The organism is Microbispora sp. NPDC046973, assembly GCF_040644495.1.
In the GTDB taxonomy this organism is placed as follows: domain Bacteria; phylum Actinomycetota; class Actinomycetes; order Streptosporangiales; family Streptosporangiaceae; genus Microbispora.
Genome location: NZ_JBEYWQ010000016.1, coordinates 176,992 through 188,490, shown reverse-complemented (window position 1 = coordinate 188,490; position 11,499 = coordinate 176,992). Strand labels below are relative to the sequence as shown.

Annotated in this window: 14 protein-coding genes and 1 tRNA gene; 2 read left to right on the top strand and 13 right to left on the bottom strand. The window is 68.5% G+C overall.

The annotated features are described in order from the left end of the window. The 6 genes from ABZ860_RS27410 to ABZ860_RS27385 form a co-directional block, all read right to left on the bottom strand. On the bottom strand, positions 1–235 hold a 235-nt coding region (locus tag ABZ860_RS27410), incomplete at its 3' end, for a hypothetical protein (protein WP_357225291.1). Positions 236–655: 420 nt separating this feature from the next. Continuing rightward, positions 656–1,162 carry a hypothetical protein gene (locus ABZ860_RS27405; RefSeq protein ID WP_357225290.1) on the bottom strand — a complete coding sequence of 169 codons (507 nt, stop codon included), beginning with the start codon at positions 1,160–1,162 and terminating at the stop codon, positions 656–658. Then, positions 1,159–1,647, bottom strand: a complete 489-nt coding sequence (locus ABZ860_RS27400; RefSeq protein ID WP_357225287.1) for a hypothetical protein — start codon at positions 1,645–1,647, stop codon at positions 1,159–1,161. The genes ABZ860_RS27405 and ABZ860_RS27400 overlap by 4 nt, the downstream gene beginning before the upstream one ends. Positions 1,648–1,840: 193 nt before the next feature. Then, complete coding sequence (gene rplL, locus ABZ860_RS27395; RefSeq protein ID WP_079319156.1) at positions 1,841–2,236, bottom strand: 50S ribosomal protein L7/L12; 396 nt, start codon at positions 2,234–2,236, stop codon at positions 1,841–1,843. Between the two features lie 78 nt (positions 2,237–2,314). After that, positions 2,315–2,839 (bottom strand): 50S ribosomal protein L10, encoded by a 525-nt coding sequence (gene rplJ, locus ABZ860_RS27390; RefSeq protein WP_079319155.1) that lies wholly within the window; start codon positions 2,837–2,839, stop codon positions 2,315–2,317. A gap of 224 nt (positions 2,840–3,063) precedes the next feature. Next, complete coding sequence (locus tag ABZ860_RS27385; protein ID WP_357225286.1) at positions 3,064–3,921, bottom strand: DUF1396 domain-containing protein; 858 nt, start codon at positions 3,919–3,921, stop codon at positions 3,064–3,066. 182 nt (positions 3,922–4,103) lie between these two features. On the opposite strand from ABZ860_RS27385, the gene ABZ860_RS27380 reads away from it, so the two are divergent. Continuing rightward, complete coding sequence (locus tag ABZ860_RS27380) at positions 4,104–5,327, top strand: amidohydrolase family protein (protein WP_357225283.1); 1,224 nt, start codon at positions 4,104–4,106, stop codon at positions 5,325–5,327. A gap of 108 nt (positions 5,328–5,435) precedes the next feature. Here ABZ860_RS27380 and ABZ860_RS27375 read toward each other — a convergent pair whose 3' ends face one another. The 6 genes from ABZ860_RS27375 to ABZ860_RS27350 all read right to left on the bottom strand — a co-directional run bounded on the left by ABZ860_RS27375 (position 5,436) and on the right by ABZ860_RS27350 (position 8,637). Then, positions 5,436–5,933, bottom strand: coding sequence for a MarR family transcriptional regulator (locus ABZ860_RS27375; protein ID WP_357225281.1), 498 nt, complete (start codon positions 5,931–5,933; stop codon positions 5,436–5,438). Positions 5,934–6,082: 149 nt separating this feature from the next. Beyond that, the gene (gene rplA, locus ABZ860_RS27370) at positions 6,083–6,796 is read right to left on the bottom strand and encodes a 50S ribosomal protein L1 (RefSeq protein ID WP_357225279.1); all 714 of its coding nucleotides are present in this window, start codon (positions 6,794–6,796) and stop codon (positions 6,083–6,085) included. A gap of 71 nt (positions 6,797–6,867) precedes the next feature. Continuing rightward, the gene (rplK, locus tag ABZ860_RS27365; RefSeq protein WP_030510282.1) at positions 6,868–7,299 is read right to left on the bottom strand and encodes a 50S ribosomal protein L11; all 432 of its coding nucleotides are present in this window, start codon (positions 7,297–7,299) and stop codon (positions 6,868–6,870) included. Between the two features lie 94 nt (positions 7,300–7,393). Then, positions 7,394–8,176, bottom strand: coding sequence for a transcription termination/antitermination protein NusG (gene nusG / locus ABZ860_RS27360; RefSeq protein ID WP_357225278.1), 783 nt, complete (start codon positions 8,174–8,176; stop codon positions 7,394–7,396). Positions 8,177–8,231: 55 nt separating this feature from the next. Beyond that, a complete protein-coding gene (secE, locus tag ABZ860_RS27355; RefSeq protein ID WP_030510284.1) occupies positions 8,232–8,489 on the bottom strand; it encodes a preprotein translocase subunit SecE in 258 nt (85 codons plus the stop codon). Between the two features lie 75 nt (positions 8,490–8,564). Continuing rightward, a tRNA-Trp gene (locus ABZ860_RS27350) sits at positions 8,565–8,637 on the bottom strand. Positions 8,638–8,872: 235 nt separating this feature from the next. On the opposite strand from ABZ860_RS27350, the gene ABZ860_RS27345 reads away from it, so the two are divergent. Continuing rightward, complete coding sequence (locus ABZ860_RS27345; protein ID WP_357225277.1) at positions 8,873–10,078, top strand: pyridoxal phosphate-dependent aminotransferase; 1,206 nt, start codon at positions 8,873–8,875, stop codon at positions 10,076–10,078. A 179-nt stretch (positions 10,079–10,257) separates the two neighbouring features. On the opposite strand, the gene ABZ860_RS27340 is transcribed toward ABZ860_RS27345, so the two are convergent. Further along, positions 10,258–11,424 carry a DUF4143 domain-containing protein gene (locus ABZ860_RS27340; RefSeq protein WP_357225303.1) on the bottom strand — a complete coding sequence of 389 codons (1,167 nt, stop codon included), beginning with the start codon at positions 11,422–11,424 and terminating at the stop codon, positions 10,258–10,260. Positions 11,425–11,499 lie beyond the last annotated feature (75 nt).

Sequence of the window (11,499 nt, the reverse complement as noted above, 5' to 3'; positions counted from 1 at the left end):
TGGGACTGATCTCCTCGAAGATCTCTTCGAGACCCGACTGGGCCGGGACGTCCTTGCGCCCGGCCTGGCGAGCCGCCTCAACCCGGCCCTTCCATTTCTCGTTTCCGAGCAGCCAATCGAAGGACTCGGTCTGCAGGGCGAGAAGGTCGGGTACTTCGAGCGGCTCCTCGATGCGTGCGAACGACACGGTTCGGGGACCGGCGGGTACGGCGGAGGCGTTGCGCGAGGCTGCCAACAGATGTCCTTCCGAGGGCTCGCGGACTGACTACACGCACGCCAGACGACCAGGACTAAGAGTTACTCAGAGAGACGGTCGTCAAAGGGCAGCGCAAAGGGGCAGTGTAGCCGATCGGCATACACCTGTCCACTCCGCTATCGCTCTGCGCTCCACGTTGGTGGCAGCATCACCCGTCAGCGCCGAAACGTCAAGCCCGAGAGCCGACATTTCGCCTAACCGACAGGCGTCACGCTGGGTTTTCGCGCCCTCGGGACCGAGCGAACGCCGGGGATCCAGTCCCTACCCGGGACCGGAGACGGGTAACGCTCAGTCACGCGAACGACCCAACGCTGACCGTCGGTCGACGCCGCCGTGCCCTGAATACCCAACCCCTGGCACTGCCTAAACATCTTCTTTGCTAACAATTTAGCCACGGGCTCAGGGAGCGGGCGTGTCACCCAGGAGCGTGGACAGCCGGGAGGCCCGCCAGCCGTCGCCCTGCGTCACCATCACCAGGCGTGCCCTTCCCTGGCTGACCTGCTGCTTCGGCTCCTCCTGGCCCGGGCCCGACCGCGTCGTGACCATGTTCACGAACAGCAGCACCCGGACCTCTTCCGGCGTCGCCGACTCCACGCCGGCGGCGGCCACGACCGCGTGCTGCACCGTCCGCCGTTCGCGCGCCTGCGGCCCGAGCGTCTCCGCGAGCGTCCGGTAGTGCTCCGCCAGCTGCCCGGTGGCGTGCGCGCCCGCCCTCAGCATGTCCCGCTCGATCGTACGGTAGTCGTACGACAACATGTCGGGCGCGTAGGACCGGGCGGCCGACAGGGCCTCTCTGGACGCCCTCTCGGCGGCCTGGAGGCGGTGCAGGTCGAGCAGCAGCCACACGGCGGCGACGGCCAGCCCGGCCGCCACGAGGGCGGTCAGCGCCCGCAGCAGGCGCCTCACTGCACCAGCTCCGCCCGTGAGACCAGCCACAGGCCCGAGGCCTTCGTGAGGTCCATCCGCCAGCGGAAGAAGCGCTCCTCCGGAGGGGTCTTCCTGCCGTCCTCCCAGTGGATCACCGCGTCGCCCACGATCAGCACCTGTGCCGTGCGCCGGTCGCCGGCCAAGGAGGCGAGCGCGGAGGCCCGCAGGACGCCCGTCTGGACGGCCTTGTTCTTCAGCGTGGCGGCCCTCAGGGCAGCCTGCCCGGCGGCGTACTGCGCCCGCTCCGGGCCCGTGGAGGTCGCCAGGGCGCGTTTGATGTCGTCGTCGATGCGGCGGTGGTCGATCGACATGAGGCTCACAGCGTGCGCCGCGGCGGCCCGTACGGCCATCTCGCGGTCGTCCGCAGCGGCGAGGGCCTCCGTACGGGCCCGGGCGAGATGGTGGACCGCCAGGGCCAGCGCGGCCACGAGGAGAACGAGCCCGGCGGTGAGCGCGCGCCGCATCCCCGCACCTCCTGAGCACCCGGTCGTCTCGGCCCGTTCACGTCGCGCGGATCCTATTCCGCACGATAGATCAACAGGCCCGTCCTGCCCATAGGGTCTGGAATCCGTACGGCCTCCGGGCATGCGAAAGGGGCGGTCCCATCCGGCACCTGGATGGACCCGCCCCTTCGGTGAAGCGTGTTACGAGACCGTCTTACTTGACGGTGACCGTGGCGCCGGCGCCCTCGAGGGCGGCCTTCGCCTTCTCGGCCTGCTCCTTGTTGACCTTGCCGTCGAAGACCGGCTTCGGAGCGCCGTCCACGAGGTCCTTGGCCTCCTTGAGGCCCAGGCTCGTCAGGGCGCGGATCTCCTTGATGACCTGGATCTTCTTGTCGCCGGCGGCCTCGAGGATGACGTCGAACTCGTCCTGCTCCTCGGCCTCCTCGGCGGCGGCACCGGCGCCACCGGCGGCCGGGGCGGCGGCGACGGCGACCGGAGCGGCGGCCTTGACGTCGAAGGTCTCCTCGAAGACCTTCACGAACTCGGACAGCTCAAGGAGGGTCATCTCCTTGAAGGTCTCGAGCAGCTCGTCGGTGCTGAGCTTCGCCATGATTGTTCCTCCAGTGGGTCTAGCAAAAAAACGTGTAAAGGGACCGCGGTGCGCGCTTCCCCCGTCCGCTGCGCGGACCTACTCGCCGGCCTCTTCGCGCTTGGCGCGCAGAGCCTCGGCCAGTCGAGCCATCGTGGTGGGCAGCGCGGCGAAGGTGGCGGCAGCCTGGGACTGCTTGGCCTTCAGCGCGCCGGCCAGCTTCGCGAGGAGCACCTCGCGGGACTCAAGGTCGGCAAGCTTCGTGATCTCGTCGGGGGTCATCGACTTGCCGTCGACGACACCGCCCTTGATCACCAGGAGGGGGTTGGCCTTGGCGAAGTCACGCAGACCCTTGGCCGCCTCCACGACGTCGCCCTTGACGAACGCGATGGCGGTCGGGCCCTGGAACAGGTCGTCCAGGGCGGTGATCCCGGCGTTGTTGGCCGCGATCTTGGTGAGCGTGTTCTTCGCCACGGCGAACTTCGCATTCCCACCGAGAGAGACGCGCAGCTGCTTGAGCTGAGCGACGGTGAGACCGCGGTATTCGGTCAGAACGGCGGCGCTGGATCCCTCGAACTCACTCTTGAGCTCGGCGATCGCGACGCTCTTCTCCGCCTTCGCCATGGGCCTCCTTCCAGATGTGCCGCCGGCGAAGGCCCTCAGAAAAACAGACAAGCCCCGGCGCAGGCGCACGGGGCTTGGACGGACGTGGAACGTCCTCAAGCATCTCCACACCTACGCGGGTCGTCCACTCACGTGGAGCCTTCGGTCACCGGGCTGTAGGCCCGGCGACGACCGGCGGTCTTCGGCAGGAGACAGACTACGTTGTCAACCGGCAGGACGCCAAATCAGCTTCCGGTGCCGGACGGCTGCTGCATCGTGTGCGGCAGCGTCTGGGGCAGCTCACCGACCTGGTCGGCGGCCGGCGCCGCGATCGAGACCGGCTCATTGAACGACTTGAACATCGCCGTGGCCTTGAACGTGCCGGCGTCCGGCTTGCCGCCGTTCAGCTCGACCTTGCGCGGCAGGCCCTGGGCGTCGATCCAGGCGTCGAACTTGACGTCCTTGGCGTCGGCGAGCTCGCCCTGCATGCGACCGCGCTGGTCCTGGGGAAGCTGCTTGACCGCCTCGTCCACCGGGAACGAGCCCGAGTAGTGGGTCGTGTCCACCCCGCCGACCTGCTCGCTGCCCACCGACTTGACGTCCTTGGACGCCGTGAGCATGGCGACGCTCGTCTTCAGGTCGAACTGCTGGGCCTGGGCGAGGTACTGGTCGATGTTCACACCGGCCTGCGAGCCGAGCTGCTTCAGGTCGAGCCTGATCCACGGCTTGGTGGCGCCCACCAGGGTCTTGAGCATGTCGAGCTTCACGTACGCCACGTCGCCCTGGACGATCACCCGCACGCCGCCGGGCACGTTCTGCCCGTTGAACGCCACCTGGCTGAGGTTGATGTCGGAGGCGATCTGCGGGGTCTTCTGGTAGAGCATCGTGCCCTGCACGACCCCTCCCTGACCGCCCTTGGCGTCGGTGACGTTCACCACGAGGTCCGCGGCATAGGTGTTGACGTCGTCGGCCTTCTGCGCGGTCTGCTGAATGACCTCGGCCGCCGAGAGCTGGGCGTTCTGGAGAGACGGAGTCGCGGTCGTCCCGCATCCCGCGACCGTGATCGCGGCCGCCGCCCCCGCGGCCACCAGTAGTCGTCGCATTGTGTCCATCCCTTCGTGTCCCCCTTTTACCTGCCCTTGACCCTATGCGCCTAACGCCACGAGCGCGTTCGAGCCGGGCAAACCGCCATCAGCCCTACACAATCCCTGCACAATCCCGGTAGTTTGACGCACGATAGTTAGCCTTCGTACTATCTGACATCGAACGGAAAGAGAGAGCAGACATGCGGACCCTGATTCGGGACGTGCGCGTCTTCGACGGCGAACGGACGGTCCCCCGGGCGAACGTGCTCGTCGAGGACGGCCTCGTCGCCGAGTACGACGGACGACGCGTGGACGTCGAGATCGACGGAACGGGCAGGACGCTCCTCCCCGGCCTGATCGACGCGCACACCCACGTCTCCGACGGCATGCTCGCCCAGGCGCTGGCCTTCGGGGTGACGACGGAGCTCGACATGTTCTGTCTGCCGTCCAACCTCGCCAGGCAGCGGAGGCTCGCCGCCGAACGGGACGACGTGGCAGACCTGCGCAGCGCCGGCGTCCTGGCGACCGCACCGAACGGCCACCCCAGCCAGATCATGACCGCCGAGGCCGCGGCCGTCGCCCACCTCGGCGACGCCGTGGGCCCCTTCGACACGATCGCCGACGCCGGGCAGGCGAAGGCGTTCGTCGAGGCCCGGCTGGCGGAGGGCATCGACTACCTGAAAATCGTCGTGGACGACGGCTCGGCGGCAGGGCTCGACCTGCCGGCTCTCAGCCCGGATGTCGTCGCCGCGCTCGTCGAGGCCGGGCACGCGGCGGGCCTGGCGGCCATCGCCCACGTGGCGACCGTGCGAGACGCCGCCGTCGCGATCGAGGCAGGAGCCGACGGCCTGGCGCACGTCGTCCACGATGCCCCGCCCGGTGATCCCGCCGTCGAGAAGCTGGCGGCGCAGGCCGCCGCCAACGGGGTGTTCGTGGTCAGCACGCTGAGCTACATCGAGGTGATCACCGGCGGCACGGGCGGGGCGGAACTCGTCCGGGACGAGCGGGTCGCCTCAAGGCTGCCCGACCACGCGCGGGCGGCCGTCCGCGACGACCCCGGCGCCGTGCCCGTGCACCCCCAGGGCGTGGTGAACGCCGCGCACGCGGCCCTGGCCCTGCACCGCGCGGGCGTGCCCCTGCTGGCGGGCACCGACGCGAACTTCTTCGCCCCGCTGCACGGCGCGAGCATGCATCGCGAACTGCCGCTCCTCACCGAGGCCGGTCTCACGCCCGAGGAGGCGCTGGCGGCGGCCACCAGCGTCCCCGCCCGGCACTTCGGGCTCCACGACCGGGGGCGGATCGCACCGGGCATGCGTGCCGACCTGCTGCTGGTGGACGGCGACCCGACCCGCGACATCACCGCCACCCGCGCGATCGCGGGTGTCTGGCGCCGCGGCGTCCGACTGGCCCACGAGCCGCGATGACCTTGGGCACGGGCATGCCGCCTGCGTTCGCGTTGCGGGTCCCGAGGGCCCCGTACGGCATGCCCGAGCCCGCGGCGCCGCCCGGACGCCGACGAGCCGGCACGCGTGTCAGGCCAGCGACGCGAGCAGCTCGCGCAGCAACCGGTCGAGCGTGGCGGCGTCCTGCGGGGCAAGTCCCGAGGAGAGCCGGGCGAGGTTCGCCGCGTGGTCGGTCATCGTCGCGTCGATGACCTCGCGCCCCTTCTCCGACAGTGCGATCTTGAAGCTGCGCCGGTCGGCCGGATCGAGACTGCGCTCGACCAGTCCGGCGGCCTCCAGCCGGTCGAGCCGGCTGGTCATGCCGGCGCGCGACATCATCACCATGTCCGACAGCTCGGACGGAATCAGCGTGTACGGCGGGCCGGAACGGCGTAGCGCGGCCAGCACGTCGAAGTCCCCCGGGCGCAGGCCGTGCCGGTCGAGGACCTCCTCGACCCTTCCCTCAACCACCCGCGTGACCTGCGCGATGCGACCGAAGATCCCCATGGCCGACAGGTCCAGGTCGGGCCGCTCGCGCCGCCACTGGCCGAGGATGTGATCGACGGAATCCCTGCGCTCTTCGGTCACGCGCCGAGTGTATTCGCCGTCTGATCATCGGTAGACGTACGAAAGCCATCGGAAGACGCACGGAAGCCTCGCGATCCGTCCAAGACACGCGGAAGCCCCCGCCCGGAAAGGGCGGGGGCTTCCGTCGTCGTATCGGCCGGGGTGACGGCTCAGGCGTCGATCTCGGCGGTCATCCCCCGCGTCACGTTCGGGTCGACCGGGATGCCCGGGCCCATGGACGTGGTGAAGGTGACCTTCTTGAGGTAACGGCCCTTGGCCGCCGACGGCTTGAGACGCAGCACCTCGTCCAGCGCCGCGGCGTAGTTCTCCACGAGCTGACGGTCGTCGAAGGACGCCTTGCCGATGATGAAGTGCAGGTTCGCGTGCCGGTCGACCCGGAACTCGATCTTTCCGCCCTTGATGTCGCTGACGGCCTTGGCCACGTCGGGCGTGACGGTGCCGGTCTTGGGGTTCGGCATGAGGCCGCGGGGGCCGAGCACGCGGCCCAGACGACCGACCTTGCCCATCATGTCCGGGGTGGCGACGACCGCGTCGAAGTCGAGACGGCCCTTGGACACCTCGTCGATCAGCTCGTCGGAGCCGACGATGTCGGCGCCCGCCGCGCGGGCCTCCTCGGCACGGTCACCGGTCGCGAAGACCAGGACCCGGGCGGTCTTGCCGGTGCCGTGCGGGAGGTTGACGGTGCCGCGGACCATCTGGTCGGCCTTGCGCGGGTCGACGCCCAGCCGCAGGGCGACCTCGACGGTCGCGTCGAACTTCGTGGTCGCGGTCTTCTTGGCCAGCCGCACACCCTCGAGCGGGGCGTACAGGGCCGCGCGGTCGACCTCGGCCGCCGCGTTCTTCCAGTTCTTGCTGCGCTTCACTTCATACTCCTCGTGGAGATCGTGGTCCGGGCCTGCGCCAGCCCTCCCACTGCGTTGGTCACCGCTGAGAGTCAGTCGGCGATGGTGATGCCCATGGAGCGGGCGGTGCCGGCGATGATCTTCTCGGCGGCCTCGACGTCGTTCGCGTTGAGGTCCTGCATCTTGGTCTCGGCGATCTGGCGAAGCTGCTCGCGGGTCAGCTTGCCCACCTTGTCCTTGTGCGGGTTCGCGCTGCCCTTCTGCAGACCAGCGGCCTTCTTGATCAGCTCGGGCGCCGGCGGCGTCTTCGTGATGAAGGTGAAGGTGCGGTCTTCGAAGATGGTGATCTCGACGGGGATGATGTTGCCCCGCTGGGCCTCCGTCGCCGCGTTGTACTGCTTGACGAAGTCCATGATGTTGACGCCGTGCGGACCGAGCGCGGTACCGACCGGCGGCGCGGGAGTGGCCTGTCCAGCGGGAAGCTGGACCTTCACCAGGGCCGCGACTTTCTTCTTTGGAGGCATTAGTCCTTCTCCGGGTCCTTTGTCCTACAAAAGCCTCACAGGCACGCCGAAGCAGGGCGTGCGTGAGGACGGCTATCGAGTCTACGCGAGGCGGTCAGATCTTCGAGACCTGGTTGAACGACAGCTCGACCGGGGTCTCCCGACCGAAGATCGAGACGAGGACCTTGAGCTTCTGCGACTCGGCGCTGATCTCGCTGACCGTGGCCGGCAGCGTGGCGAACGGCCCGTCCATGACCGTGACGGACTCGCCGACCTCGAAGTCGACGGTCGCGGTGGTGGTCTTGGTCGCGGCCTTCTTGACTTCCTCGGAAGGCTCCGGGGCGAGCAGCTTGGCGACCTCGTCGAGGTTCAGCGGGCTCGGCTTGTTGGACAGGCCGACGAAGCCGGTCACACCGGGCGTGTTGCGCACCGCGGCCCAGGACTCGTCGGTCAGGTCCATCCGGACCAGGACGTAGCCGGGAAGCACGCGCTCCTTGATCGGAGTCTTCTTGCCGCCCTTGAACTCCGTGATCGTGTGGGTCGGCACCTCGACCTGGAAGATGAAGTCCTCCATGTTGAGGGACCCGATACGGCTCTCGATGTTCTGCTTCACGCGGTTCTCGTAACCGGCGTACGAGTGGATCACGTACCACTCGCCGAACTGACCGCGAAGCTGACGCTTGAACTCTTCGACCGGGTCGACATCCGGGAGGACGTCACCGTCCTCGTCGACCTGCGCGGCGGCCTCGGCCGAGTCTTCGCCGCCGTCACCGCCGTCTGAGTCGGCGACCGTGGTCTCCTCGGTCTCCTCGACCTCTGCTACGGCCTCGTCCTGCTCGGTGCCCCACTCGTCATGCTCGTCATGGGAGCGGTCGGCCGGCATCGGGGACTCGGACACGGGACTCTTCCTTCTTCGCTTGGTGTCTTGACGTGCTACGACGCCTCGGGCGGGATCAGGATCCGCCGAAGAGCCAGAGCACTGCCTTACCCAGCAGCGTATCGATCCCGAACACGAGCCCAACCATGATCACAACGAAGACCAGGACAACTACGGTGTACGAGATCAGGTCATTGCGCCTGGGCCAGATGACCTTGCGCAGCTCGGCGACGACCTGCCGGTAGAACAGAGCGGGCGAGGTGCGCTTTGCCTTCTTCTCACTGGTCGGCTTGCCTGGCTTGCCAGCGGTTTCACCGCGGGTATCAATCGCCACAGTCCTCACCTGATCCGTCGTGTCCGTCGCAGTTGCGGCGCGCTTTCACGCCATTGTTGCGCGGACCGCACTCCGCAGGGCACGAGGGACTCGAACCCCCAACCGCCGGTTTTGGAGACCGGTGCGCTACCAATTGCGCTAGTGCCCTAAGCCGTGCACCACGATACCCGAGAAACGCGTAGAAGCGTCCGTCGCGCCGTTCACGTGGCCCACTAGTCGGTGAAGTGTACGCGGGATTCACCACTCCGTCGAACCACATGGTCGCCGCACCGCCCGGAGGCGGCCCGGGTGCCGTTCCTGTGCGGTCTAAAGCTACCGTGCGAACCCGTCCGCATCCTGGATATGGAGACGAAACCGCGCGGCGCGTCTGGAACGATGGAGGCATGACCCGACCTCGCATCTCCGCACGTATTTCCGCGATCTCCGAGTCCGCGACTCTGGCCGTGGACGCCAAGGCCAAGGCGATGAAGGCGGCCGGTCGTCCGGTCATCGGCTTCGGCGCCGGCGAGCCCGACTTCCCCACGCCCGACTACATCGTCGAGGCGGCCGTCGAGGCGTGCCGGAACCCCAGGTTCCACAAGTACACGCCCGCCGGGGGTCTGCCCGAGCTCAAGCAGGCGATCGCCGACAAGACGCTGCGGGACAGCGGGTTCCAGGTCGAGGCCGCCCAGGTCCTGGTGACGAACGGCGGCAAGCAGGCGGTCTACGAGGCGTTCGCCACGCTGCTCGACCCGGGTGACGAGGTCCTGGTCGTGGCGCCCTACTGGACGACGTACCCGGAGGCGATCAAGCTCGCGGGCGGCGTCCAGGTCGACGTGGTCACCGACGAGACGACCGGCTACCTGGCCTCGGTCGAGCAGCTCGAGGAGAAGCTGACCGACCGCACCAAGGTCCTGCTGTTCGTCTCGCCGTCCAACCCGACGGGGGCCGTCTACTCCCCCGCCCAGGTCGAGGAGATCGGCCGCTGGGCGCTGGACAAGGGTCTGTGGGTCGTGACCGACGAGATCTACGAGCACCTGGTCTATGGCGAGACGACGTTCTCCAGCATCGCCACCGCCGTGCCCGAACTGCGCGACCGGGTCGTCGTGCTGAACGGCGTGGCCAAGACGTACGCGATGACCGGCTGGCGGGTGGGCTGGCTGATCGGCCCGTCCGACGTGGTCAAGGCGGCGACGAACCTGCAGTCCCACGCCACCTCGAACGTCTCCAACGTCGCCCAGGCCGCCGCGCTCGCGGCCGTCTCCGGCGACCTGTCGGCCGTCGCCCAGATGCGCGCGGCGTTCGACCGGCGCCGCCAGACCATGGTCCGGATGCTCAACGAGATCCCCGGCGTGGTCTGCCCCGAGCCGTTCGGCGCGTTCTACGCGTACCCGTCGGTCAAGGCGCTGCTGGGCAAGGAGATCCGCGGCAAGCGCCCGCAGACCTCGGCCGAGCTGGCCGAGCTCATCCTGGAGGAGGCCGAGGTCGCGCTGGTGCCCGGCGAGGCGTTCGGCACCCCGGGCTACTTCCGCCTGTCGTACGCGCTGGGCGACGACGACCTGGTCGAGGGCGTCAGCCGGGTGACCAAGCTCCTGGCCGAGGCGCACTGAGAACCGAGGCACGCTGAGGCGCGAACGCGCCGATTCGTCGAGGGACCCGGGTGCAGGAGTGCACCCGGGTCCTTCGCATGCGTGCCCGGCCTTTCTCGATCGTCGTCTGAGAGCTGTTCGTGGCAGATCCCGCCGTCGCCGCCCGAAGTAGCCGGACCTGGTCGAGCGGGGCTGGGCGTTCAGGACCAGAGGACGCAGATGGGGGCGGCGACGATCTTTTCGTCCATTTCATGGATGTGCGGACCGGTGTGCAGGACGACGCCGGCCACGAAGCGGTCGCCCAGCTCGTCCCGCAGCCACCGCAGGTGCTTCGCGTCGTCGTGGCGTGGGGTGGCGGCCGCCTTGACCTCGATCCCGATCACTCGTCCCATGCCGAGCTCCAGGACGATGTCGACCTCGTGCCGCCCCTGGTCCTGACGCAGGTGGTAGATACGGGGCCGGCTGCCGCACACCGGCACCTCCGCGCGGAGTTGCTGGACCACGAAGGTGTCGAGCAACCTGCCCAGCAGATCGCCGTCACGGAGGACGGCCTGTCCGTCCACCCGCAGCAGGGCCGCGACCAGGGCCGGATCGACGAGATACCGCTTGGGGCCGCGGATCAGCCGCTTCAGCCGGTTGCTGAACCAGGCGGGGATCTTGTCGACGATGAGGAGGTCCCGGAGGAGGCGCTCGTAGGCCTCTCCCGTGCGGGCGTTCACGGCCGCCGCGTCGTAGAGCGTCTTGTCCGTGACCACACCCGCGGTGTTGAGAGCCAGTGCCTCCAGATAGGACCGGAGGCGGACGGGATCACGCCGCCCGTCGAGGGTCTCGATGTCCCGCGTGAGGGTCTGCTCGATGTAGCTGTCCAGCCACCGCACTCGCACGGGAACGGGCATCCGCTGGGCCTCGGGAAAGCCGCTGCGCAACGCCATCTCGATGTAGTCGACCAGGTCAGGTGGCTGCGCCGGTGTGGCGAGTTCCTCCATCCGCCCCTGGGCGAGCAGATCGGCGAGGGGAGGTTTCCCGGTGTTGCGCTCGGCTTCCTTGATCGCCAACCCCATCATGTCGATGCGGACGACTCTCCCCGTGCCGGGCCATGTCCTGCCGCCGAAGTCCGACCATACGGAGCCGGTGAGGATGAAACGACCCGGGCGGTGATCGCGATCGACTGCGCGCTTGACCGATCCGAGCACTTCGGGGACGACCTGCCACTCGTCCAACAGAATCGGCTCCTTGAGCCGACGCAGGGCCGCATCCGGGTCGGCGAGGAATGCGGCGTTCTCACTGTCTCGATCGAGCCGCACGACCGTTTCTACGTGCCGAATCGCCGTCGTGGTCTTCCCTGTGGCCCGTGGACCGACCAACATGATCACCGGCAGTGTCCCGAACACGCCGTCGATGACCGGATCTACCATGCGCGGGATGTAGGAATCGCGGCTCAT